This is a genomic window from Acetobacterium carbinolicum, from assembly GCF_047456275.1.
GTDB lineage: Bacteria > Bacillota > Clostridia > Eubacteriales > Eubacteriaceae > Acetobacterium > Acetobacterium carbinolicum.
This window is the reverse complement of sequence record NZ_CP173357.1, coordinates 948,854-972,142: the sequence shown is the minus strand read 5'-3', so window position 1 is coordinate 972,142 and position 23,289 is coordinate 948,854. Positions and strand designations below refer to the sequence as shown.

Annotated in this window: 25 protein-coding genes and 3 tRNA genes; 1 reads left to right on the top strand and 27 read right to left on the bottom strand. The window is 43.0% G+C overall.

Annotated features, from left to right (window positions below):
- Positions 1–110 precede the first annotated feature (110 nt).
- From ACIZ62_RS04595 to ACIZ62_RS04555, 9 genes are all read right to left on the bottom strand, one after another.
- On the bottom strand, positions 111–830 hold the full coding sequence (locus ACIZ62_RS04595; RefSeq protein ID WP_414151326.1) for a hypothetical protein: 720 nt from the start codon (positions 828–830) through the stop codon (positions 111–113).
- A gap of 3 nt (positions 831–833) precedes the next feature.
- Positions 834–1,394 (bottom strand): PilN domain-containing protein, encoded by a 561-nt coding sequence (locus tag ACIZ62_RS04590; RefSeq protein WP_111887758.1) that lies wholly within the window; start codon positions 1,392–1,394, stop codon positions 834–836.
- On the bottom strand, positions 1,391–2,362 hold the full coding sequence (gene pilM, locus ACIZ62_RS04585; protein WP_414151325.1) for a type IV pilus biogenesis protein PilM: 972 nt from the start codon (positions 2,360–2,362) through the stop codon (positions 1,391–1,393). Before pilM ends, ACIZ62_RS04590 begins: the two co-directional genes overlap by 4 nt.
- Positions 2,359–2,775 (bottom strand): hypothetical protein, encoded by a 417-nt coding sequence (locus ACIZ62_RS04580; RefSeq protein ID WP_414151324.1) that lies wholly within the window; start codon positions 2,773–2,775, stop codon positions 2,359–2,361. Before ACIZ62_RS04580 ends, pilM begins: the two co-directional genes overlap by 4 nt.
- The gene (locus ACIZ62_RS04575) at positions 2,772–3,284 is read right to left on the bottom strand and encodes a prepilin-type N-terminal cleavage/methylation domain-containing protein (protein WP_414151323.1); all 513 of its coding nucleotides are present in this window, start codon (positions 3,282–3,284) and stop codon (positions 2,772–2,774) included. Before ACIZ62_RS04575 ends, ACIZ62_RS04580 begins: the two co-directional genes overlap by 4 nt.
- Positions 3,265–3,681 (bottom strand): hypothetical protein, encoded by a 417-nt coding sequence (locus tag ACIZ62_RS04570; protein ID WP_414151322.1) that lies wholly within the window; start codon positions 3,679–3,681, stop codon positions 3,265–3,267. The genes ACIZ62_RS04575 and ACIZ62_RS04570 overlap by 20 nt, the downstream gene beginning before the upstream one ends.
- Positions 3,671–4,141, bottom strand: coding sequence for a prepilin-type N-terminal cleavage/methylation domain-containing protein (locus ACIZ62_RS04565; protein WP_414151321.1), 471 nt, complete (start codon positions 4,139–4,141; stop codon positions 3,671–3,673). Before ACIZ62_RS04565 ends, ACIZ62_RS04570 begins: the two co-directional genes overlap by 11 nt.
- 31 nt (positions 4,142–4,172) lie before the next feature.
- The gene (locus ACIZ62_RS04560; RefSeq protein WP_414151320.1) at positions 4,173–4,562 is read right to left on the bottom strand and encodes a competence type IV pilus major pilin ComGC; all 390 of its coding nucleotides are present in this window, start codon (positions 4,560–4,562) and stop codon (positions 4,173–4,175) included.
- A gap of 107 nt (positions 4,563–4,669) precedes the next feature.
- Complete coding sequence (locus ACIZ62_RS04555) at positions 4,670–6,061, bottom strand: PLP-dependent aminotransferase family protein (RefSeq protein ID WP_414151319.1); 1,392 nt, start codon at positions 6,059–6,061, stop codon at positions 4,670–4,672.
- A gap of 103 nt (positions 6,062–6,164) precedes the next feature.
- Between ACIZ62_RS04555 and ACIZ62_RS04550 the strand changes: the two genes are divergently transcribed.
- Positions 6,165–7,016, top strand: coding sequence for a pyridoxamine kinase (locus ACIZ62_RS04550; RefSeq protein ID WP_414151837.1), 852 nt, complete (start codon positions 6,165–6,167; stop codon positions 7,014–7,016).
- Between the two features lie 8 nt (positions 7,017–7,024).
- Here the strand turns inward: ACIZ62_RS04550 and ACIZ62_RS04545 are convergent, their stop codons facing one another.
- From ACIZ62_RS04545 to prmA, 18 genes are all read right to left on the bottom strand, one after another.
- Entirely contained in the window at positions 7,025–7,717 is a 693-nt protein-coding gene (locus tag ACIZ62_RS04545; RefSeq protein WP_414151318.1) for a hypothetical protein, read from the bottom strand.
- A 50-nt stretch (positions 7,718–7,767) separates the two neighbouring features.
- Positions 7,768–8,328: a hypothetical protein gene (locus ACIZ62_RS04540; RefSeq protein WP_111887765.1), complete on the bottom strand. Its 561-nt coding sequence runs from the start codon at positions 8,326–8,328 to the stop codon at positions 7,768–7,770.
- A 146-nt stretch (positions 8,329–8,474) separates the two neighbouring features.
- Entirely contained in the window at positions 8,475–9,836 is a 1,362-nt protein-coding gene (locus tag ACIZ62_RS04535; protein ID WP_414151317.1) for a peptidoglycan DD-metalloendopeptidase family protein, read from the bottom strand.
- 153 nt (positions 9,837–9,989) lie between these two features.
- Positions 9,990–11,315 carry an amidase domain-containing protein gene (locus ACIZ62_RS04530; RefSeq protein WP_414151316.1) on the bottom strand — a complete coding sequence of 442 codons (1,326 nt, stop codon included), beginning with the start codon at positions 11,313–11,315 and terminating at the stop codon, positions 9,990–9,992.
- 249 nt (positions 11,316–11,564) lie between these two features.
- Positions 11,565–12,233: an L-fuculose-phosphate aldolase gene (locus tag ACIZ62_RS04525; RefSeq protein WP_414151315.1), complete on the bottom strand. Its 669-nt coding sequence runs from the start codon at positions 12,231–12,233 to the stop codon at positions 11,565–11,567.
- Between the two features lie 35 nt (positions 12,234–12,268).
- Positions 12,269–13,306: a 2-hydroxyacid dehydrogenase gene (locus ACIZ62_RS04520; protein ID WP_414151314.1), complete on the bottom strand. Its 1,038-nt coding sequence runs from the start codon at positions 13,304–13,306 to the stop codon at positions 12,269–12,271.
- Positions 13,307–13,330: 24 nt separating this feature from the next.
- Complete coding sequence (locus tag ACIZ62_RS04515; RefSeq protein WP_414151313.1) at positions 13,331–14,845, bottom strand: FGGY-family carbohydrate kinase; 1,515 nt, start codon at positions 14,843–14,845, stop codon at positions 13,331–13,333.
- A 64-nt stretch (positions 14,846–14,909) separates the two neighbouring features.
- On the bottom strand, positions 14,910–15,848 hold the full coding sequence (locus ACIZ62_RS04510; protein WP_414151312.1) for a sugar-binding transcriptional regulator: 939 nt from the start codon (positions 15,846–15,848) through the stop codon (positions 14,910–14,912).
- Positions 15,849–16,006: 158 nt separating this feature from the next.
- Positions 16,007–16,082 (bottom strand) — tRNA-Phe (locus tag ACIZ62_RS04505).
- A 9-nt stretch (positions 16,083–16,091) separates the two neighbouring features.
- A tRNA-Ile gene (locus ACIZ62_RS04500) sits at positions 16,092–16,168 on the bottom strand.
- 19 nt (positions 16,169–16,187) lie between these two features.
- A tRNA-Pro gene (locus ACIZ62_RS04495) sits at positions 16,188–16,264 on the bottom strand.
- 187 nt (positions 16,265–16,451) lie between these two features.
- Positions 16,452–18,842 carry a cation-translocating P-type ATPase gene (locus tag ACIZ62_RS04490; protein ID WP_111887767.1) on the bottom strand — a complete coding sequence of 797 codons (2,391 nt, stop codon included), beginning with the start codon at positions 18,840–18,842 and terminating at the stop codon, positions 16,452–16,454.
- A 273-nt stretch (positions 18,843–19,115) separates the two neighbouring features.
- Complete coding sequence (locus ACIZ62_RS04485) at positions 19,116–19,559, bottom strand: GatB/YqeY domain-containing protein (RefSeq protein ID WP_111887768.1); 444 nt, start codon at positions 19,557–19,559, stop codon at positions 19,116–19,118.
- A gap of 11 nt (positions 19,560–19,570) precedes the next feature.
- Positions 19,571–19,753 carry a 30S ribosomal protein S21 gene (rpsU, locus tag ACIZ62_RS04480; protein ID WP_013379247.1) on the bottom strand — a complete coding sequence of 61 codons (183 nt, stop codon included), beginning with the start codon at positions 19,751–19,753 and terminating at the stop codon, positions 19,571–19,573.
- Positions 19,754–19,859: 106 nt separating this feature from the next.
- A complete protein-coding gene (locus tag ACIZ62_RS04475) occupies positions 19,860–20,204 on the bottom strand; it encodes a histidine triad nucleotide-binding protein (RefSeq protein WP_111887769.1) in 345 nt (114 codons plus the stop codon).
- Between the two features lie 12 nt (positions 20,205–20,216).
- Entirely contained in the window at positions 20,217–21,542 is a 1,326-nt protein-coding gene (gene mtaB / locus ACIZ62_RS04470) for a tRNA (N(6)-L-threonylcarbamoyladenosine(37)-C(2))-methylthiotransferase MtaB (RefSeq protein WP_111887770.1), read from the bottom strand.
- A gap of 7 nt (positions 21,543–21,549) precedes the next feature.
- Entirely contained in the window at positions 21,550–22,302 is a 753-nt protein-coding gene (locus ACIZ62_RS04465) for a 16S rRNA (uracil(1498)-N(3))-methyltransferase (protein WP_111887771.1), read from the bottom strand.
- A gap of 1 nt (position 22,303) precedes the next feature.
- Complete coding sequence (gene prmA, locus ACIZ62_RS04460) at positions 22,304–23,242, bottom strand: 50S ribosomal protein L11 methyltransferase (protein ID WP_111887772.1); 939 nt, start codon at positions 23,240–23,242, stop codon at positions 22,304–22,306.
- Between the last annotated feature and the right edge of the window lie 47 nt (positions 23,243–23,289).

Below are 23,289 nucleotides of genomic sequence, written 5' to 3'. Positions count from 1 at the left end.
ATAAAACCGTACCGACAATTGTTACATCCTATTATTTGCATCAAGGCAAAAAAGAGATTAACAATTGATCGGCACGGTAATTGTGGTTCTGTTATCGAATCGCACGGTATTTAGGGCGCTAGCATTTCTTGTGGCTGATACGTTTTTTCTGTCCTCTGATTATCCTGGTTATTTTGCACCACGCCATAGCTTTCGAGCCTCAGGTGCATCTGTTTTTCAGACCCAGAGCCTTTCTTGATTTCATAGCTGATGACACGAATAACTGGAATTGATTGATTTAATCGATCCAGAAATGCCATAAATGTTTCATCATTACCGGTACAAACCACCGTAAATTCACAAGTCGCTAAAAACTTTCCATCCGGTCCTTGAATCGTTTTTTCTTCATTTTCAGTAAATTCCGGCGCAATTCTTGCGCCTAGAGGATCATCGATCTGAAGCTTGATCACTCCAAACTCCAGCGAAGTGAGGCCTACCTCAGCAGTGTCTGCTGTTTTTGCAACCGCTTCGTAAAGACTGACCGTATCTAAACTTTCCGGCAGGCTATCGTTGGTTATCTTTAACGCTTCACTCATTTCACCCAGTTTTTTTAGATAGGTTTCCTCCGTCATTTGGTCCGGCAATTCCTGATAATAGCGTACTCTTTTTTCAAGTTCAGCCTTGCTTGCGCCGTAGGCCTGGTATTTAGGAATCACCAGTAAAGTAACGAAGATGACCAATAGGGCCGTTACGACAATCCCTTCCTGAAGCTTTGTTTTGCTATTTTTTTGGTGTGCTTCTGGGGCTTCCGGGGTTCTATCGCTTAATTGTTTTTCCATCTTTTGATTCATCACTTAAACCTCCGCCACTAGAAGACTTAATGTAAATTCCCACCCGGCTTCCCCGTCCGGCTTAATTGTGGATACCGCCTCTTTCGTGTTGGTATTAACCATGTTAATTTCTAAAAAGATTTCCAGACCCGTAAGTTTTTCTTTGAATTCCAGGATTTCTTCTTTCTTTTTTGCTTCACCTGAGACAGACAGTTGGCCATCCCGAAATTCATAATTGGAGAGTTTTATCCCAGCCGGTAGGACCCTGTGAATTTCCTCCACCGTTTGCAGCGGTAGTCCTTTTCCCTTGTTGATGGCTTCCAAAACGAGACTGCGATGTTTTAACAGCTCTTTTTGCTGGGAAAGATTGGCATAAATCACCTGATAATCAGATTTATTTTCAATCAGTGTCTCTACCTTTTTAATCTCTTTCTGATAATGGAGATCCAAACAAGTCAACGCTCCGTAAATAATAAATACTGCTATAAATAATCCGATAAAAATCATCTGAACTTTTGTTAGCGTATGCTTCTTTTGTTTTTTCCTTTCTGAAACAACTGGTAATAAGTTCATCTCTAACTTCATAACAAACCACCACGCAACTGCGCCTGTTTGATTAATCCACACACGCAGGGCGTCATTAAGCAGCGTTGGGCTTTGGTCATTTTCCCGGGAAGAATCAGTTCCTCTTTCTCATCCAAAAGCTCATCGACGGGCCGGATTTTTTTATCTAGCCATTTTGACAGCGTCTCCATTACGCCGCGATGAAGACTTTCTCCTCCCATCAGATAAATATTTTCATTTATATCGTTCATACCGGTTTTTTCATACTCTAATGGAAATTCAAAAATTTGCTCCGTTACCTTAATAATTTCCCGCAAATAGGTTTTTCCATCCCATCCTGTTTCCAACTCCAGCCGATGGTTTTCGATCAATGCGGCGCGGTAATAATAAAAGAAACGGGTCTCACTTTTTCCCATATCAATAATAAGTGTTGGCTGATCCCCGTTGGGATCAATCAGACTGTCGAAGGTATAAAACTGTGGAACAATCGACGCTAAACGGCAGCCGGTTTTACCAAATAGCTTTGTATACCGGCTCAAAAGATCTTTTTTTACCGCAACCCCCAGCACATCCAAGTTTGTCTCATCAATACCAAGATGTTCAAACCACCGGGTCCGCTCCCGCGCTTGAAAATCGATTCGCCAAAATTCCAGATTTTCTGATGTAAGCAGTTGCAATTGCCAATAGATTGCTTCTTCCACCTCGTTGATTGTCATCATCGGAAAGGTAAATGAAGCCACTAGCATCTCTTTATGGTTTATGACCAACATCACGTCATCATGACGGCATGCGCCTTTTAAAAGATGACGCAAAAACCCCCTAACCATCGACTGTTCTTCTGAATTGCCGATATTTCTAATCTGTTCTGGTGTTTTTTCAATGCGAAACCCTTCAATCTGGACCCAACCAGATGCACCAATCTCACCAACGACTATTTTTGTTAACGCTTCACCCAGATCAATCGCCCAGAACTTTTTTCTCTTTTTCACACCGCCCCCACCATTTTCCAGTTAAATCTAACAATCTGACCTGACGGCACCGCCTCCGTTACCAGCTCAATTTCACCACTGAAATTCATATGATACGCCTTATATTCACTACTTATTTCCACATACCGCAATTTTTCTGCTGTTTTAAAAACCTGGATTTCATAATAACCGCCGTTCTCATCCGCACTCTTCCCGCCAGTACCCGAATAATTGACATCCTCCTCCAGCTCAGCCTGAAGAATCGCCATGGCATTTTTTGCCGTCACAATACATAACTGATAATCCTGATTCAAGCGATTGGCTTCCAGTTCCACCATTCCCCGGGTTAAAGCATAACCCGCACCCGCTGTTAATAATGCCATCACGACCAAAACCAGGGGCAGCACAAATCCATCTTCGCTTAGCTTATTCATACAAACTCCACCATTCTTCCATGGGAAATCGTCGTTTCGCGATCGTAAATTGATCCCTCAACCACTAAACCGTATTTTATAACAATCTCCTGATTCGCGCCAAGGGTCATCGAAAAAGACGAAATACCATCTAGAAATTGACTATTACCCCCAGAACCGATCGAAGTTAAGCCATTTTTATAGACCTTATAGCGTCTCAAAAACCCACTACTGTAACGATAATAGTTGTAATAACTTTCCGGGCTTTCAAGATCCTGAAGATAAACGCGGTTGTTTTTAAAAACTATTTTTTCTGATCTTAAAATCTGTTTTTGAAAATACAACTCAATGTATCGCTGTGTATAAAATAATTTTTGATTGGTTTCGGCTTTTTTATTAATCGTATTTGCATAAATCAAGCCCGATAGTAGCAACCCCAGCAACAAAGACATCACCATTAAAGATGTTAACAGCTCAATCAGAGAGAAGCCAGAGGGATCCATTTCTTTTCTAAATGACTGGCGTCTCATCTTGCCTCCAGAACACTTTAATGTAGAATACCCTATCCCTACTGTTTTTACTCGTATGTGCGATTTCAAGCGTATATAAATTAGGTTGATGATCCGGCACGACATTTTTCAACTCATAATTCGGGTACCTGCTCATTAAAATAGAATTAACCCGATCATTCAGACTTGTTGTCGAATACTCTTTTAAATTGATATTAATTTCGTCGACAATGCTATTTATTTCCACCGATCGTGAAAAAATCTCCTTTGATACCATCTCTGTTTTTATCGCCATCCCATACAGACCCAAAATCATCACCAGGGCCGCCCCACAAACAGCAATGGCGATAATCGCTTCCATTATTGTATAACCTTTAGACGCCTTTATAATTGGTCCGATTTTGAACCTACGATTCATCTAAATAAATCCTCCCGTTGCCAACCTGCACCACAATTCTTTTGACATCACCGCTTAAACTTGTCAAATTTATTGTTCCTCCCTGGGACACGGTTCCATGTCCATACAAATTTAAGGCTGTGGCACCCGTATAGGAGCCTGTGAACCGCAGCGTTTTTACTGCAATCTGCTCTGTCTGACTGACCCCGTTTTTTGTCCAGACGACCCGCATCCCATCATCTAAAAACCGAACCTGGCGCCGATAGCCATCCATAATGGCTTCATTTTGATACTGGAGCAAGGCATACAGGATTTTTTCACACTCGGCATCGTAGGCGCTATCGCTAAACGCATCACGACTGTTAAATCCTGTGCCAAGCAGAGTAACCGTGAGTAGAGCCAAAATTGAGAGTGACACCAGTAATTCCAGCAAGGTATAACCCTCTTTTTTCCGTAGACATGGACGATTTGCACGTTTCATTTTTTTTGCACTCGTTTTCATTAAAGTGGCGCTATACACCGGGGCTGGCAGTCAAACTGATTTCTTTTAAAGCGCTATCATAGGTGAAAACGACACCCTTCGTAGCCGCCTTTACTTCCGAATTTTTTAGATAGCCAACACGATTAAGCTCCGTCACCAGTTCATTAAAGGTATCTACCCCTGCTGGAATATCCCCAATTTCCGCCTGATAAAGCTCAACGGCACTTTCAATAATTCGGAGATTAGCCTCATCCGTTTTTTTCTGAGAATTTTCGAGAACACCGGTAAATTGTGGAATCGCCATCGCTGCCAGGGCACCTAAAACAGCAATCACAACAATTATTTCCATCAACGTAAAGCCGCTAAAACGATTTTGTCGGATGATCCTGTGCATTCTGACGGGTTTGCATTTATTTCCCACTTTCAATCCCCTATCTCTTTTTATTTGATATTACCACGCTGGGATATTAAAAAAAAGAGTAAATATTTTGCCTCATCTAAAATCTAATCAACAGCATCGTCAGCCGATTATAAATCCCAGGCTTCTTTTAAGATGCCAATCCCGCTATAAATCTGTTTGTCGGTTAACGAACCATACCCCAGCAAAACCATGCTTTTATAATTTTCCGCACCATGGATAAAATAGGGTGAAACCGGATAGACTCGCACGCCCTGAGCCAAGGCCCGGGTATACATAGCTTCTTCGGTGAGACCATTGTCAAGCTGTACAAGCAGATGATGCCCGGCGTTTTCACCGGTTATTTTGACCCGATCACCCCATTGCTTTAATGCATTCATCAGAACGATCCGTTTACCCTTATAGACTTTTCGCATTTTATTGACATGCTTTTCAAAAACACCGTCAGAAATAAAAGCACCAATCATTTTTTGCTCCAAACTGGAAACTGGCGAACTAATGGCATCCGCTATTTCAAGATAGGCCTTCAACAAGGCTTCTGGCAATACCATATAGCTAATCCGAAATGATGGTGCAATCGATTTAGAAAAGGTTCCAATGTAAATCACCTTACCATTATTATCAATACTCTGAAGTGAGGGCAGCGGCTTTTCATTGTAGCGAAATTCACTATCATAATCATCTTCAATAATATAATTCCCCTGATCCTGATTGGCAAAATTAAGTAAGCGGATGCGTCGATCAATGGGCATACTCATCCCCAACGGAAACTGGTGGGAGGGGGTCACATAAACGGCCACATCCGAAAATTTCTTCATCGGTTCGATTTGAATCCCCTTTTCATCAATATCGATGGAAATCACCGGGTTCCCCATTTTTTCAAAAATATGATAAGCTTTAAGATAAACCGGATTCTCCAACACCACCGATTTGTTCTTTCCCCAGAGCAGACCTAAGATTTGCAGCAGATGGCTGGTTCCTGAACCGATAATGATCTGATCTTCGTTGCAGCGTACTCCCCGGGAGCGATACAGTAACTCTACCAGGGCTTTTCTAAGCTCCAACTCACCTTGAAGGTCTGGTTTATTTAAAAGGTAACTGTCATATTCATTAAAGGTAACCTTAAAAATCTTACGAAAGGCTTCATAAGGAAAAATACGTTGATCGATGGCATTGGGCGAAAAATCAATTTTAACGGACTTGGTTTCTGGTTTTTTTATCTTTTTTTCCGACACGTGATTATTTTGTTTCAGTAAATAGGTATCAATCTGGCAGACAAAATATCCTCTTTTGGGACTGGACTCAAGGTAACCTTCAGCCACCAGCTGCCCATAGGCTGCATCCACCGTATTCACACTCACTGACAAATGGCTGGCCAGGCTACGTTTTGAAGGCAGCTTCTCGCCAAATTTTAAATTACCATCGGTTATTTCCCGCTTGAGATATTCGTATATTTCGACATAAAGAAAGGCACCCTTATTCTTAAATGGTATTGTAATCATCATATCTCCTTACCTGAACCCATCATTTTTTGATTAACTGACGCTTTTTATAGGTTCAATTTTAACATATAATAAGCTCATTTAAAATAAGGAGTTACAAATGATTACTAAGCAAAAGCGGGTTGCCGCTATTCATGATATTTCCTGCGTCGGCCGATGTTCGCTAACCGTGGCGCTACCCATTATTTCTGCTGCCGGAATTGACACCAGCGTTCTGCCCACCGCCGTTCTGTCAACCCATACCGGTGGGTTTGAGAATTTCACCTACCGTGATTTAACTGAAGATATCCGTCCCATTGCTGATCACTGGCAATCCCTTAATCTTGAATTTGACGCGCTCTATAGCGGCTTTTTAGGCTCATTTGATCAGATCGATCTGATTGCCAATCTCTTTGATCGCTTTCAGTCTGAAAAAAACTTGATTCTGGTCGATCCGGTAATGGCCGACCATGGTGAGCTTTATTCTATTTATACCCCCGAAATGGCCAAAGGCATGACCAAACTCTGTGCCAAGGCTGATATTATCGTACCCAACCTCACCGAAGCAGCCTTCCTGCTGGATGAACCTTATGTGGGAGAGGATTATGATCAAAATTATGTGGAGGCCTTACTGGTCCGACTGTCCCAGCTGGGTTCTAAAAAAGTAGTGGTTACCGGCATTTCTTTTAATCCGCACCAGTTGGGCGCCGCCACCTATGACACCGCGTCGGGGACCTTTGACTATGCTTTTAATGAACGGGTGACGGATTATTTCCATGGCACCGGCGATATCTTTGGAAGCACCCTACTTGCTGGCCTGCTAAACGATTTCAATCTAAAAGAATCCACCCAAATTGCGGTGGATTATACGAGAGAATGTATTCTAAAAACCGTGGAACTGAGGCAGGAAAAACGCTATGGGGTCTGTTTTGAACGGGCTATCCCCTATTTGATTAAGCGGTTGGGTTTATCCTAATCCGCCTCCTAGTCTTCTTCTATCGCTTCCTGTACTGATGCGATCTTCTGGTCGATCAGCTCATAAGGATAACCCCGGCCCATCAGGCTCTTCTTAATTTTAAACTTAAGCTCTTTGCCTGCTGCCCCCTTTTTACGGTGGGCACGGGCATATTTTTGATAGTCCCGGTCAAGCTTTTCGTTTAGTTGCTGATCTTTAATTGCCAGCTCATCTTCGGTTAATTCCTGGGGTTCTTCTTCTAAAACCAGAGTTCTAATAATTTCTAGCACCATTTCCGTGGGGTAACCCATTCTTCCCAGTTTATCATATAGTTTCTTTTTCTTCTGTACCGAAGTTTGTCCCGTTAATGCACGCAGCTGTTTTTTTGCCACCATTTCACCGCATCGATATTCCTCTTCGCTTGGAAGAAGATCTGTCAGGGTCAGCAGTAAGGCTTCACTGATCCCTCTTTTTTTTAAGTCCTGAATCATCCGGCGGGAGCCATAGTAATTTAAATGCCGATTATTTTCGACATAATTTTTTAAATAAACCTGGTCATCAATATAGCGGTATTCACTAAGCTTTTGCATCACCTCGGTAATAATTTGCTCATCAATGTCCTTTTTTTTCAGATACTTAACCATTTCACTACTGGTTCGTGACTTAAAAGACAAATATTTTACCGCCATATCCATCGCTTTTTCCCGCGTTATTTCCGCCATCTGATACCTCCTTTTAAAAAAACACCGGCCAAAAGCCGGTGATCGATTTTTTATTTTGTACGTCCTTTTAAGGCCGATAACATGGCCGCAAAATCCTTGGTTTCGGACAAGGGCACCATCACTTCCACACATTCAAGCTCGCTTTGGTTTTTGTTGTTAACACTTTGATACGCTGCAATGACAGCCTGTGCTTTATCTAATGATGTTACGGTCCCTATTTTTTGCCCATCCATGAAAATATCTGCTCCACTCACATAAAGAGGAATATTCTTACTGTTTAGTACCTGGATGCAGGTATCAAAATCCATCGGATTTTCAATCCTGCTCGGGATCAGTTCAAATCCATCGCCCAAGTGGATATTATCGTAATTATAACATTCCATCACGTTCTTTTCAATCCGATCAACCGCCGATTGAAAGACTCCAGAGGTCTGCACATAACCAAGACTTTCGCCACGGTAAAAAACCTCATAACCCTGGGTCTGAGCACTGACGACCCCCACAGTTGCCATAATAAACAAAATCATAAAAGTGACAATACTACGCGTCTGTCTTTTTCTCTTTCGTTGGATTCGTCGTTTTTCTCTTTCACTCTTTATAGTTTCATCCATACATTTACCTCTTGTTGTTATTTGTTACTTTTTCGTTACATAATGATACCATATTTATACAAGTTCCGCAAGATCTTTTAAAAAAAAGACACCTTTTTAGGTGTCTATAATACATAGAGAATATTTATAATGCAGTACCGCCAGACTTATATGTAGTCGCCGGAACTGACATTGAAATAATGACTGATCGGCTGGGCTTCATTATTTTCCCGCACTTCAAAATGCACATGATTGGCTGTAGAAGACCCTGTTGATCCCATACCGCCAATGCGCTGACCTTGGGCTACGGTTTCACCTTCTGATACATCCACCGAACTAAAGTGTCCGTACAGCGTTGAATAGCCATTGCCATGGTCAATGATGACACATTTTCCATAGCCGCCATACCAACTCGATAAGGTAACCGTTCCTGATGCTGCTGCATAAATAGCTGTTCCTTCACTGTTTAGGATATCAATTGCGGCCGCCCGATAATGGTTACTGTAATAACCACCATCATAATTCCTGAGGATTTCACCAACGCGACCGCTAGCGGGAAGAATAAACTGTACCTGAGGCGTTTCCGGTTCTTCAGCCGGGCTTTCCACTGGTGGTCCTTCTGCCGGGGCTTCTACTGGCGGTACTTCAGTCACCGGTTCTACTGGTGTTTCTGGAACTTGGGGTTCAACCACCGGATTGTCAACCACCACTTCTGCCGGTAGTTCTGGAACTTTTGGTTCAACCGCCGGAATTTCTACCACCTTGTTTTCCTCAACTGGTACTGCCGCCGGATTTTGTTCTGTCTGAATACCCTCAACGACGGTTTCAATTTGAGGGGTCTCCACTTCTGGTAGATCTACCGCGGGTTCTTCTTCAACAACTGGTGTTTCCGAACGATCCGACTCCGCTGCCGTTTGGATTTCCGGGGTATTAGCCGTACTCATAACGGGTTCAACTACCGGTTCTTCTTCAACTAATACCTCTGTACTAACGGTTTCTAGCTGTTTTGTTTCATCTGAATGTGTCTCCGGGGGGGCAACCTCAACGGTTGGTGCCACGCTTTCAGCCCGGGCAACTTGAACCGTCTTCTCCTGAGCTCGTATTGATTTAATAACCTGAGCAACTTCTTCAGTTGTTAAAAAATCGGTGGAGCGAGCCATCCGTATTTCGTAATCGCTGCCTTCTCGGTTTCTTCTGCCGCTTTTGCTATCGTTCGTATCGCTAACAGCCAATTGCAGGACATCCAAACTGTCAACACAGCCGATACTTGTACCTTTGTAAATTACCTCATAGGCACGGGTTTGAGCATCAACTACTCCGGCTCCAACCAATACTAAAAAAGTACAAACAACAACTGCAGAACCCCGCAGTTTAAATCGTCTTTTTGTGTCACTGTTTAATGTTTGGCAATGATTGACATGCTCAATCTCTATGAATTCATCCTGTTCAACTTCTTGGGTTGACCAATTGAATCGGTATTTTTTTAATCTTTCGCGAACTTTTTCAAAGATATTCTGAGTTTTATCCATACCGCTCCTCCACGTTACAATTTATTTACAAATATGATACCATATGGTTTTATAATTTACAAGTCATTTGCGTTTTTAATCCAACTCGCATCTACATATCGTATTTAATTCATAAATTAGGAAGAAAAATACAGATACTAAAATCTGTTTCAACTAATCGCCGTCATTCCAACCCAAAACTTTAATCAGTCGTAATTCCGAATAGCCATAGGCACTGGCCGGATAGTTTATGCGATCCGTGGTGTTTGAATTAATGAGATAGTCTGCCATGTTGCCGTCATCATCGTTTATTACATCGCTAATAATAACCGAATGAAGCCAGTCACCGTTATGTCCATATTGTAAGACGTCACCCATCGAACCGGAAAAAACATTCTCATCCACCAGTGCTGCCAGTCCATACCCTTCATTTTCACTGGCATAGGTGTAAAACTCCGCTACCCCCGTCCAGGCCGGACTTCGCCCCCAGTCTGAGCCATCCTCATCATCCACTTCTTCACCGTACCACTTCCATTGGGTATTATTGTAGCCATCACTATCCATGGGGATGCCGCCGGCAAAAAGCGCTTGGGAGATGTAGTTATTGCAATTGCCACCATAATTGTCATAAACGCCATAGTCCTCGTTACGCAAGACTTCAATGGGATCAACCCAGGTCATGGCATAATCCACTGCTGCCTCAGTATCATAGCTGTGATCGGTGGAGTTGGTCCAACTATCGCCGTTTTCCATATTAAAGTCGTCTTTTTCCCGGGATAATTCTTCAATAACAGCTAAGGCTTCACCGAGAAGTTGATCTGCCACATCCTGAGGATTTTCATCGCTGTCTGCGATGGCTTCTTCCAACATCAAAAAACTGTCTTCTTCTTTGTAATGCTCTGAGATCGCGTAACCATCTTTAGTTTCGCTCAGATAAAAGGTATGGGCAATCCCGGAACTATAGGAATCAACATTGGAAATAAAAGCGAAATTGATATGGTGATCTTCTACTAAAACCACTTCAATCTCACCATATCCTTCACTGATACTGGTGACGGTCAGCCCACATTGATAATCCGTCATCTTAAGATCATTACTCTGGCTTTGTCTTAATTGAATCAGATAATCCATAGACGCTTGATTGATCCAGGCGTTTTCGCTAAACGAATCCACAAACATCGCGGTGATATCTTCTGATTCCAGATTGGCCAGGGCCTTAAAATAAGTTTTAAAATAGTCGCGAATCGGCTCAAGCATAACGTCATCGAGTGTTTCATCGCTATCGCGAATTATTATATCGCCGCCTACTTTTTTAGCATCACTACTCTTGTTTTTCGCTTCAAAGGTGCTTTCTGTGCTGGTGGTGATCGAGTATGAATTTGCCATGACACCCACGCAAACAACGCCCATTGCCATGAGGGACATCAGCACCAGGCCAATCATCGTCCGCCTCCGTTTGCGCTTTATGGATTTCTTTGATCTTTTCATTACTCTTTTCATTTTTTCGCACCTCTTCACCATTTGTAACAATTATATATCTACAATGTGCTTTTTATGTGAACGGATAATGAAAATTAACTTTCTCACGGGTTAGATTTTTCTCAAACATTCCCCTCTTTCTACTCATTTGTGTTAGCGATTGTTGTTTGTCAGATTGCAAGTTTACCGCCGACTTCCTTTTGATTTCCCGGCGCTAGTCGCCAGGGACAGTAAAAAAAGCTGCGAGTAAGAGTTACTCGCAGCTTTTTTTTATTTGTCTAAGTCAGCTTTTGTCATTTTTTGTCCGTAAGATTTATTGAAGATGCTAATCATTTTTGTCATTTCTTCTTCACTGAGAATCACCGGCGTTCCGATTGATCGGGCCTTGACATAAACTTCCGCACAGTGTTCAATCTCTTCGGCAATATTAAAGGCATTTAGAATATCTTTGCCACCAGCCAGTAGACCATGATTAGCCATCAATACTGCATAACGATCGACCATGGCCTTAAAGGTAAGTTGCGCTAATTCCATAGTACCAAAGGTCGCATAGTCGGCACAGCGTACATCCAACCCCGCTAACGCAATCAGGTAGCTTGAGGCAGGCAAGCCCTCTCCAAGCGTGGCCAGTACTGTTGAATAAACGGAGTGCGTATGAACAACTGCATCGATGTCATCACGTTTCACATAAAAAATGCGGTGCAGCTCATGCTCGCTTGATGGTTTTCTTTTTCCGTCCACATGCTTTCCATCGATATCGATAACCACAACATCCTCCGGCTCTGTTTCAAAGTAATCAATGCCACTAGGACTGATTGCCATCAGCCTTTGTTCCCGATTATAAATGCTGATATTGCCACCAGTTCCCTTCGTTAACCCTGCCTCAATCAGCTTTTGACAATAACGCACCACATCTTCTCGTTCTTTTTGTAAGATCATTTTATCCTCCTGAATTTTAATTACAATACTAAAGTCTACGATCGATACTCGTATAATAGCCGCTCTCCATTTAAAAAACGTTTCACATCCGAAACGAGTTGAATGGTATGATTTACCAATACTTCATTTGTTGCACCACCAATATGAGGCGTTATGACCACATTGTCAAGCTCAGCCACATATGGATGATTAATTGCCAATGGCTCCCGCTCGTAAACATCTATTGCCGCTCCAGCAATACGTTTTTCCCTCAAAGCTTCAATCAACGCACTCTCATCAAGAACTGCACCTCGGGAGCAATTGATAAAATAGGCCGTTGGTTTCATCAGTGAAATCATCTTTTTATTGATAATACCTTTTGTTTCTGAGGTTATTTTCATATGACAGGTTACAAAATCTGCGTTACTCATCAAGGATTCAAGGCTTTCTGCTTTTGTGATACCGATTTCTTCAATGTCGATTTGGCACTGAAACGGATCATAAATCAGTAAAGCCATTCCAAAAGCCCGTGCAATTTTTCCAACTCGTTTACCGATACTTCCATATCCCACAATACCCAGGGTTTTTCCCTTTAATTGCGTTCCTTTAAAAACCATATAGGGCGCAGTGGTTTCCATATCCCAAATCATATCAACGGTTAAACCCGCCTTTGTCTCTTTTTTTTGATCATTAAGATTGGTGTATTTTCCTTCTTTTAATGCTTTGTGAGCCATCGGAATATTTCTTGCAATAGCAAGCATCAGGCCAATTGTAAATTCTGCCGTAGTGTCCGAATTTCTTCCCGGGGTATAGATCACCGGTATTCCCCGCTCCTTTGCCGCTTTCATATCCACATTGACTGGTGTCGCCCGGGTACAGGCAATGAGCTTAAGCTTTGAAGCATTCTCAATAACCTTTCTTGTGACATCATCATAACTCACGATCAAGATATCTGCATCCCTGGTTTTTTCCATTAATTCTTCTTCTGGCATTTTCGGTAATCCGGTGGCCCAGCCGTCCAATACTACCTCCCCTAATTCGTAGAGTGGTTCAAGTTCTTCGGGACTATATTCGGCGGTAAAAAATATTTTCATGGTGTGTTCCTTTCTATCTTTTCTTTATTTGTATTTTTTTAAGATCTCTGCTCGTTTCGTCCATAACGGTTCACTAGCCATTCGAATGTCTCGATACAATTCATATAGCTCTTGATAGAAATCGACATGTCTAGGATTTGGTTGATATGTTTTTGCGAATTTACAGGTTTTCTTCGCAGCATCGGCATAATCTGCATAAACACCAGTCGCAACACCTGCCATCATAGCCGCCCCCTTCGCCCCAAATTCATTGCCAATAGATACCACAACTTCCATTGCAGTAATATCCGAGATCATTTGCACCCATACCGTACTTTTTGCTCCACCACCGGCGATAAAAATCTTGCTGTTCTTGTTGGCATCCTGCAAGCAATCCTTAATCGACATCGTGATCCCTTCATAGACAGCCCTTAACAGATGTGCTCTCGTTGTTCCCATGTTCACGCCGAAAAAATTAGCTTTGGCAAAGGGATGATAAAACGGTGCGCGCTCTCCTGCAGCACTAATATAGGGATGATATATCACCCCGCCGCTGCCTACCGGCACCTGACTGATTAAATGATCAATTTCGGAAAAATCCTTCACCTGAGAAATGTTTTCGAGTGCCCAGTCAATATTTGGTGTTCCATTCATCGTCGGTAGCAGATTCACATAGAGGTCTCCAACCGCATGTTTTTCATAACGGGTTCCCGGTTCACCAAAATTACAGTCCGCCTTACGTTTGAAGATTTCGTTGGCACAGGTTGTTCCCAGAATCACACAAATATCCTTGTCTTCGACCGTTCCGATTCCAACTGCAGCGGCAATAACATCAATGGCACCGGCAATTACCGGTGTATCCGGATTTAGTCCAAGGGACCGGGCAACTTCTACATCAACCGTTCCCACAATCGTATCTGAGGTAACCTGCTCGGGAATATATGAAATATAGTCAGCCAAGCCCAGTTTGGTGAGCATCTCATCCGCGACCTTTTCGGCTCTTGCATCAATTAAGGAGGTTCCGGTATCAGTATAATCACCATTGATTTTTCCAGTCAATTTATAACGAACCCAATCCTTGCAGAAAAACACATGTTGCGCCTTGTCCAATACCGCTTTACGGTTTTCCTTCATCCATTTTAGCAGCATCAACTGCGTCCCAGTGAGTGGCGGGGTACCAGTAGTCTGATAAATTAGTTCACCTAATTCAGGGTTGACCTTTGTTACCTTGGCAACTTCATCACTCGCCCGACCATCACACCAGAGCAAAGCATCCTGAACCGGCTCCCCAGCTTCATCAATCAACCAACACCCTTCGCCCTGTCCCGTTACCCCGATCGCTTTGATATCATCCGCTTTTGCCGGACCATTTTCTAACAGCATCCGCAGACAAAGAGCGACCTTTTCCCAAAGAATGTTCATATTCTGCTCAACATCGGTATCACCGATATAGATAGGGTCATTCTCCAGGGATTCAACATGAATCTCATTTCCGCTGTAATCGAATAATACCGCTTTCACATTAGATGTCCCCGCATCGATACCAATAAAATAACTCATTTTTACCTCCATGAATATTTATCAACACATAATCTATTTTCAAACGAGCTCCACTCATTTAAAACTAATTCATAACTTTTACAAGCCTTTTTGCGGTTGCGTCATCAATAATTAGCGTATCAATGCATCCGGAACGGAGACAACTTAAAATAGCTTCGGTTTTTTCTTCTCCACCGGCAATTCCCACCACATTATGGATATTCTTTAGCACTGTCATATCTACGGTCATTACCCGTTCCATTAGATAACAGTTGTCCCAGCTCCCATCCAGACGAACCGGGTTAACACAAAGATCACCTTTAAAACCAGCTTCCCGGAGCCTGGTGATCTCTTCTTTTTTTAGAAGTCCCCGCATCACCATGGTTGACTTCTCTTTTAACTCTCCAATTCCAAAAATCCCGAGATCACATTTTTTCATATACTCAAATGATTTTTGAATCGATTTTTCATTCATAAGCATTTTTTTTGTCTCCGACTGATCCACAATTACCGGCGCATAAAGCATATAACAGGCGCAGTCCAGCTTATCCGCCAATGTTCTGGCAATCTCGTCGGATTTTAGTACATCTTTATCAATATTTTGGGCTCCGACCATTTGTACCACCATACAATCATTTTTCTTGGTAAAGGACATTCGAGAGATGGTTTCTGCCAAAGTTACTCCCCATGATACACCAATAACCATTTTCGACTGGATGTACGCATCTAAATAGTTAGCTGCTACAGCTGCCAGAGACGGTAGAATATTCTCATTGTCTCCATAAGTTTCAGCAACAATGCATTGCTTGAGTCCAAAATGCTCTTCAATCATGGTTTCGTAACGCACATTCCCTCGGTCGTAACCGTTTACTTTAATAGTAACGACACCCATTTCATCTAATGAACTGATAATTCGATTAACCCGTTGACGCGTTAAAGACAACCGCTTAGCAATTTCATCCTGAGTTAAACCAAGATTATAATACCAATGAGCAATTTTAATATACAAAGATTTTTTTTCCATTTCTCCACTCCATTGTTACAATTGTATTTTTATATTACATTTGTAACTTTCTATACTTTATAATATTTATTCATTTTTGTCAATAGCGATTAAGATTTATTTATGTTTACCTATTTCCAACCAAAAAAAAACAGCTTTCGCTGTTATTCTTTAAGTGGTGGTGCCCAGAGGCGGAATCGAACCACCGACACGGGGATTTTCAGTCCCCTGCTCTACCGACTGAGCTATCTGGGCAAAAAAATATGGTGGGCCTTCAGGGGCTCGAACCCCGGACCTACCGGTTATGAGCCGGTTGCTCTAACCAACTGAGCTAAAGGCCCCCAAGTAATTTAAAAAAAATGGTCGAGGTGAGAGGATTCGAACCTCCGGCCCCATGGTCCCAAACCATGTGCGCTACCAAACTGCGCTACACCTCGATACAATACTTGACTATTATAGATGTTTATCAATCTGTTGTCAATCTTTATTTTATCTTTGTTCTTTCAGATAAAGCTTATCTTTGACGACTTGCTTATTATAGCACGATCAAATACATGAATGCAAGTCTTTTTTTCACAAAAGAATCAGATTTCTGATCCTTTTGTGAAAAAAGCTTTAGCTTTACTATTTTTCTAATACGGTCGCTTTAGCCATCCTTTTTTCTTTTTGGTGACGATTGAGAAGCCTTTCAATCTGATCAACGATCCAGCTAAAAATCCGCAATAAGGGATAGATATCAAGGATCGTAATTCCCAAAACAATCAACATCGCTGGCAGGAAATCCTGAATCGGCACCAGGAAAAAGAAGTCTTCCAAAAACAAGACACAGCATAGGAATGAAACGGTCATCGTAAAAAATAACGCCCACCGCTTATTATCCAGAGGTTGACTGACCCGAAAAAGAATAACCAGACCAATTAAACCAGTGGAAATCACTGCCAGCGTCGAAATCTGCTGGTGATCCAATGCCAGATAGGAACCAACAATCATAATTAACACAACATTAAACACCACCGTCAAAGCACCCGGCAACGATTTTTTTAAAACCTTTTCTAAAAAATTTCCGGTGATCCGGTTTTTATTCGGCTCCAAAGCCAGAAAAACAGAAGGCGCACCAATAGTCAACGCACTGATTAAGGTCAGTTGAATCGGCACAAAGGGATAGGCCTCATTGGCAATGATCACAATAACGGCCAGCATCAGGGAAAACATCGTCTTCACTAAAAACAGCGATGCCGCACGGGTAATGTTGTTAATGACCCGACGCCCTTCCATCAAAACCCGGGTAAAGCTAGCAAAGTTGGAATCCAACAAGACCAGTTGGGATACTTGGCGCACCGCATCACTCCCTTCGGCCATAGCAATGCTGCAATCCGCTTCTCGTAAGGCCAAAACATCATTGACCCCATCCCCGGTCATCGCTACGGTATGGCCCTGATTTTTAAGGGCTTCAATCAAAAGTCGTTTTTGTCCTGGGCTTACCCGGCCAAAAACCGAATAGATCTGGGCAGCCTTGTGAACATCTTCATCTTCTGTGAGCGTCGACGCATCGACAAAATTATCCCAATCCAGCAGTCCCGCCCGATGTGCCACCTGAGATACGGTGATCGGGTTATCGCCAGAGATTACCTTGATATCAACGCCCTGGTTTCTAAAAAACTCCAACGTTTTCTTGGCTTCATGACGAATTTTATCCCCCATCGGCAGCAGAGCGATGGTTTTGATATTTTCTGGCAGGCTGCCATCTTCTTTAAAGGGTTCTTTAGCATACCCCAGCATTAAAACCCGGTTACCTTCGCTGGCATAGTGCTCAACCTTTTCCTTAATTTCATCGTAACGCTCTTTTAAAACAAACTCCGGCGCGCCGATCACAAAAGTACCCTGTTCCGCAAAAAAAGCGCCGCTCCACTTCCGTTCCGACGAAAATGGAATGACCCGCTCGCAAAGCCATTTTGGGGCCTCCCCTTGACAGCTTTCGCTAAGCGCCCGATAGGTGGCATTGTCATCTTTTAGATTAGCAATTAAAGCCCTGATCGCCTGAACGGGATTTTTGTCATGACAAATGGTTTCCATTGACAGGACTTCCATGTTCCCTTCCGTGATGGTACCGGTTTTATCTAAGCAAAGGACATCCACCCGAGCCAGCGTCTCAATACAATAGAGTTCCTGCACCAAAGTCTGGTGGTGCCCCAGTCTAACGACCCCAACCGCCAGAGCCACACTGGTTAGGAGCACCAACCCCGCCGGGATCATCCCAATCAAGGCCGCCACCGTCCCGGTTACACTCACCTGTAGTGGCAAATTCTGGACAAGTAGTTGTTTATAAAGCAGTAACAGGCCGAGGGGAACAATCACAATGCCAATGCTTTTCATAATAAAGCCCAGTGCTTTCATAATTTCCGAGTTTGGTTTTTTGGCGACCTTAACGGCTTCAACCAATTTAGATGCATAGTTTTCCAGACCTACCTGAGTCACCTGCACCGTCGCTTGCCCAGACACCACAAAGCTGCCGGAAAGCAGAGCATCCCCTTCATACTTCATAATCGAATCGGACTCGCCAGTCAGTAGAGACTCATTGACTTCTATTTCCCCTTTTACCACCTGGGAATCCGAAGGAATCTGTTTGCCCGCTTTCAGGATTAGAATATCATCCATCACAATTTTTTCAAAGACGATTTCCTCAAGCTTGCCATCCCGTAACACACTAACATGAGGCTGGGAAATCAGTGAGAGCTTATCAATGGTTTTTTTTGCCTTTATTTCTTGTATGATGCCAATAAACGTATTAATGATAACAATATTAATAAATAGCAGGTTCTGAAACGACTCCACAAAAATAATCATCAATGCCAGGATGATGTTAAGCATGTTAAATAAGGTTAAGCTATTGTCTTTAATTATTCTGCCGATGGTTTTTGTTTTGGATTGGGGTTGGACATTAACTTTTCCGTCCGCGATCCTTTCTTCAACCTGGGCTTGAGTCAGTCCAATTTCAAGGTTGATATTATTCTCCATTGAATCCTCCCAGTAATTTATTCACTGTTTGGATTATAACATCATAATCTTAAAATACCTTGTATCTGTAACAGTCTTAGAATACCTGCGATAAGATCAGACAAATAACATAGTACCGACAATTGTTACATCATGTTGTACGCATCGGAGCGGACAACAGATTAACAATTGGTCGGTACGGTAGCACACACCAGCCCTTCAAATTTTCCAGACAAAAAAAGAAGCCTGCCGCAGGACAAACCTCTTTATATGTGTAGTATTAATATTTTTTTGCTACGCCAGACTTTCTCTGACCACTTGATTGACAAGCTTTCCATCCGCGCGACCTTTAACCTTCGGCATCAGGGCACTCATTATTTTTCCCATGTCTTTTGCGTCAACTGCACCGGTTTCTTTTATCGTTTCGGCCACAATTACTTTGATTTCATCAACCGTTAATTGTGTAGGAAGGTAGCTCTCGATGATTGTTATCTCTTCTCGAGCCTGCTGGATTAAATCGTCTCTTTGAGCTTTCTCAAATTCGGCCAGGCCATCCCGACGTTGTTTGAGCTGTTTTGCAATAATTTCAAGAATCTGATCGTCTTCCAGTTCCACTTTCTGATCCTTTTCGACTTGTAAAATAGCCGCCCGAATCATTGTAATGGTGGATTTCTTAACCTTATTCTTTTCCTTCATTGCTGTTTTTAAGTCAGCCTGTAATTGATCCTTTAATGCCAATTAGTCACATCCTATCTTTTTTTCATCTTTCTTTTTCTTGCTGCTTCTGATTTTCTTTTTCGCTTTACGCTTGGCTTTTCATAATGCTCTCTTTTGCGAATTTCAGACATAACCCCAGCCATTGCAGTTTTTCTTTTGAAACGTCGCAATGCACTTTCGAGTGTTTCATTTTCTTTAATTTTTACTTCAGACATTTTCAACCCCCCCCTCTAATCCGTTGCTAATTTCCGGTACGGTTAATCAACATGGTATGAGTCAAACTATATTATACGCATTATTTCTTACGCTGTCAATTATTTTTCAACCGGGAGGCCATAATAATGGTCGACCGCCCAATAAATGATAATGCAGATGGGGCACGGTTTGATTGCCATCCTTACCGCAATTATTTACCAGACGAAAACCAGTTTTAGCAATCCCTGTTTTAAGGGCAATCCGATTGGCCACCGTATGCATGTGGCTGATAATATCGTTTCCAGCTGGTACCGATAGAATCGATTCAAAATGTTCTTTGGGAATAATTATCACATGCACCGGAGCTTGGGGTGCAATATCATTAAATGCGATGACTTGATCATCTTCAAAAACTACATCGGCCGGAATTTCCTTATTAACAATCTTACAAAAAATACAGTCCTTTGACATATCTTCCTCCTGTTATATCGAATCTCCGATTAATTTGTCAGCAAACTGACTATTATATGATACCCTAACTTTTAGAATTCTGCCATTAATTTTTTCATCTGTCTGAAGCCGAACCGGAACATAATTTTTGGTATGACCTTCATAACCAGTCTCGTCATGGGTTGCTTCAAACAAAACCTCTGTCAGAACGCCATCGTTTTTCTTTAAAAATTCCAGCTCCAGTTTTTTCGACAGATCACTAAGGGTGTGGCTGCGGGAATTTTTTATGGTTTCATCAATCTGATCGATAAAGGCAGCCGCTTTAGTTCCTGAGCGCCGGGAATATTTAAATACATGGATTTGATAAAAACTCACGGCCCGGGCAAAGTCCAGGGTCTCTTTGAATTCATCCTCGGTTTCGCCGGGGAAACCGACCATCACATCCGTGGTGATGGCAGCTAACGGGAAAACTTCCCGGATCTGACTGACAATCTCTAAATACTCAGCGGTGGTATAACGGCGCCCCATGCGTTTTAGCACCGTATCGCTGCCGCTTTGCAGTGACAGATGAAAATGCGGGCAAAAGCTTTCAAGGGCCGCCAACCGCCTAAGCCGCTCCGGGGTGATAAATTTGGGTTCCATCGATCCCAGTCGAACCCGCTTAAGTCTGGGAATTTGATCAAGGGCTTCAATCAGGTCAATAAGATCCCCTTTATCTGCACTACTTCCGGCTTGATCCACTCCATAGGAGGCAATATGAATACCCGAAAGAATGACCTCCTGATAGCCGATTAAAACCACCCGGTTGACTTCATCAATAATCTGTTGCGAATCGCGGCTCCTGACTGGCCCTCTGGCAAAGGGGACAATGCAATAGGTACAAAATTGATTGCAGCCCTCCTGAATTTTAATAAAGGCCCGGGTCTTACCCTTGACCTCCGAAATCATCAGCGGTTCAAAAATCTTTTCATCCATAATATTTGAGACAAAATCCCGCCGGTTGGCATCCTTGCGGTGGGCCTCAATATAGGTAAGGATATCGGCGCGATTTTTGGTACCGATCATCAGATCCACTTCCGCGATTTTTGCGACCTCATCCGGGGCCACCTGAACATAACAGCCGACCGCACAGATAATCGCATTGGGATTAATCCGCTTAGCTTTTCGCATCATTTTTCGGGATTTTTGGTCGCCCAGGTGGGTCACGGTGCAGGTATTGATCACATAAACATCGGCAAGCTCAGCGAAATCGACAATGGTGTAACCGTCTGCCTCAAAGATTTCCATCAAGGCTTCGCTGTCGTAGGTATTGACCTTGCAGCCCAGGGTCATAAACCCAACTTTTTTTTTATTATTCATCCTTAACTTATTCTTCCTTCCAGAAATTCAATTGGCTGAGCACCACCATACCAGCGGTTTCGGTTCTTAATATCCGCTTGCCCAGGGTTACGCTAATCACTCCAGCGGCTTGACAGGCTGCTGCCTCCTGAGGATCAAAGCCCCCTTCGGGACCAACGATCACACCGATGCTTAGCGGTTTGTCGGTTTTGCTTATTTTTCGGACCGCTTCCAGGGCGCCCTTCAAAGTCTGCCGGTTTTCGTCTTCATAGGCTAAGATCATTAAGTCATACCGGGCAACTTCGCTTAATACTTCTTTAAAGGTTAGCGGCCACAAAATCCTGGGGATAATCCCCCGCTTGGACTGCTTTGCGGCCTCATAGGCAATTCGCTGCCAGCGCTCGAGCTTTTTATCCTGCTTATCTTTAATTTGAGAAACTGCCCGGCATGAAGAAAAGGGAATAATCTGATAAACCCCCAGCTCCACGGCTTTCTGAATGATCACTTCCATTTTTGCGCCTTTGGGTAGTCCTTGAAACAAGGTGACACTCATCTCGGGCGTTTCTCCCTGAGATGGGTAGTGTCTGGCAATGCTGCCGGAAATAGTCTGCTCGCCGGGCGTGTTTAAAGTAACCAGATAGTCGGTGCCCTGGCCATCACAAACTTCAATAACGTCACCCTTCCCCAACCGCAGGACTTTGGCGATATGTTTAAAATCCTCTCCCGAAATAGTGATTGTTGATTCGAAACGCTGCTCGGGTTTTACAAAAAATCGGTGCATCTTAGTCCCTCTTCTGGGCGACCACTCCAACCCATTCACCCATCTGCTGAACAAAAACAAGCTTGAAGTTTTCCGCTTCCAGAGCTCTTAGCACATCCCCCAGCCGATCGATGATGATTCCCGAAGAAATAAAAATACCCTTTTCTTTAAGGTAGGGTTTGATAATTCCCGACAACTCCACAATCGCCGCTGCCAGAATATTGGCCACAATCACATCGGCCTTCTCGTCAATCACATCGAGCAGGTTACCTTCGCGAATTTCAACCATACTGCCTAAATCATTGAGCTCCGCATTTTCCCGGGCAATTTTAACCGCCAGGGTATCAAAATCCACCGCCACCACTTTTTTCGCTTTCAGTTTACCTGCAATCAGCGAGAGTACCCCAGTTCCACAGCCAATATCCAGCACCACATCTCCGGGCTTGATGTACTCTTCCAATTTAATGGCACAGAGCTGGGTGGTTTCATGAGTACCGGTTCCAAAAGCCATGCCGGGATCGATATTAATGACAATTTCATCCTTATCCGGGACATAGTCTTCCCAGGTTGGTTTGACGACAATGCTTTTGCCCATCTTAGTGGGTTTGTAAAACTTTTTCCAGGAATTAGCCCAGTCTTCTTCTTCCACTTCTGTGATCATCATCTCACAGGCACCGGGGTCCAGACCGAAGGATGGCAGCATCTTCACTGACGCAATTAGTTTATGCACCGCTTCTTCAGTGTCTTCCACCTCGCTGAAATAGCCCCGGACAATAGAAACATTGGGATCAATTTCCAGAAGCGCTTCATCCACAAAATTGACTTTGGGATCTTGTTGTATTAATAGCACATCCTGCAGGGTCTGAATCGCCACACCATCTGCCCCGGCATCATAAAAAGCATTGACCACCGCTTCCTCAGCTTCCAATGTTGTTGTGATTTGAACTTCTTTCCAAAGCATTCCCTTACCTCCTGGTTTAATCGTTGTGGTATTATACCACTTTACCG

What these genes read in the sequence shown, in the direction of transcription:
- ACIZ62_RS04590 (WP_111887758.1), bottom strand. Translation starts at nt 1,394, where the DNA reads ATGAAGTTAGAGATGAACTTATTACCAGTTGTTTCAGAAAGGAAAAAA.
- mtaB (WP_111887770.1), bottom strand. Translation starts at nt 21,542, where the DNA reads ATGAATAATAAAAAAAAAGTTGGGTTTATGACCCTGGGCTGCAAGGTC.
- ACIZ62_RS04490 (WP_111887767.1), bottom strand. Translation starts at nt 18,842, where the DNA reads ATGGAGAATAATATCAACCTTGAAATTGGACTGACTCAAGCCCAGGTT.
- ACIZ62_RS04535 (WP_414151317.1), bottom strand. Translation starts at nt 9,836, where the DNA reads ATGGATAAAACTCAGAATATCTTTGAAAAAGTTCGCGAAAGATTAAAA.
- ACIZ62_RS04570 (WP_414151322.1), bottom strand. Translation starts at nt 3,681, where the DNA reads ATGAATCGTAGGTTCAAAATCGGACCAATTATAAAGGCGTCTAAAGGT.
- ACIZ62_RS04545 (WP_414151318.1), bottom strand. Translation starts at nt 7,717, where the DNA reads ATGGCGGAAATAACGCGGGAAAAAGCGATGGATATGGCGGTAAAATAT.
- ACIZ62_RS04565 (WP_414151321.1), bottom strand. Translation starts at nt 4,141, where the DNA reads ATGAAACGTGCAAATCGTCCATGTCTACGGAAAAAAGAGGGTTATACC.
- ACIZ62_RS04530 (WP_414151316.1), bottom strand. Translation starts at nt 11,315, where the DNA reads ATGAAAAGAGTAATGAAAAGATCAAAGAAATCCATAAAGCGCAAACGG.
- ACIZ62_RS04465 (WP_111887771.1), bottom strand. Translation starts at nt 22,302, where the DNA reads ATGCACCGATTTTTTGTAAAACCCGAGCAGCGTTTCGAATCAACAATC.
- ACIZ62_RS04575 (WP_414151323.1), bottom strand. Translation starts at nt 3,284, where the DNA reads ATGAGACGCCAGTCATTTAGAAAAGAAATGGATCCCTCTGGCTTCTCT.
- ACIZ62_RS04540 (WP_111887765.1), bottom strand. Translation starts at nt 8,328, where the DNA reads ATGGATGAAACTATAAAGAGTGAAAGAGAAAAACGACGAATCCAACGA.
- ACIZ62_RS04580 (WP_414151324.1), bottom strand. Translation starts at nt 2,775, where the DNA reads ATGAATAAGCTAAGCGAAGATGGATTTGTGCTGCCCCTGGTTTTGGTC.
- ACIZ62_RS04525 (WP_414151315.1), bottom strand. Translation starts at nt 12,233, where the DNA reads ATGATCTTACAAAAAGAACGAGAAGATGTGGTGCGTTATTGTCAAAAG.
- rpsU (WP_013379247.1), bottom strand. Translation starts at nt 19,753, where the DNA reads ATGTCTGAAGTAAAAATTAAAGAAAATGAAACACTCGAAAGTGCATTG.
- ACIZ62_RS04510 (WP_414151312.1), bottom strand. Translation starts at nt 15,848, where the DNA reads ATGGAAAAAAAATCTTTGTATATTAAAATTGCTCATTGGTATTATAAT.
- ACIZ62_RS04595 (WP_414151326.1), bottom strand. Translation starts at nt 830, where the DNA reads ATGAATCAAAAGATGGAAAAACAATTAAGCGATAGAACCCCGGAAGCC.
- ACIZ62_RS04555 (WP_414151319.1), bottom strand. Translation starts at nt 6,061, where the DNA reads ATGATTACAATACCATTTAAGAATAAGGGTGCCTTTCTTTATGTCGAA.
- ACIZ62_RS04475 (WP_111887769.1), bottom strand. Translation starts at nt 20,204, where the DNA reads ATGTCAAAGGACTGTATTTTTTGTAAGATTGTTAATAAGGAAATTCCG.
- ACIZ62_RS04515 (WP_414151313.1), bottom strand. Translation starts at nt 14,845, where the DNA reads ATGAGTTATTTTATTGGTATCGATGCGGGGACATCTAATGTGAAAGCG.
- ACIZ62_RS04520 (WP_414151314.1), bottom strand. Translation starts at nt 13,306, where the DNA reads ATGAAAATATTTTTTACCGCCGAATATAGTCCCGAAGAACTTGAACCA.
- prmA (WP_111887772.1), bottom strand. Translation starts at nt 23,242, where the DNA reads ATGCTTTGGAAAGAAGTTCAAATCACAACAACATTGGAAGCTGAGGAA.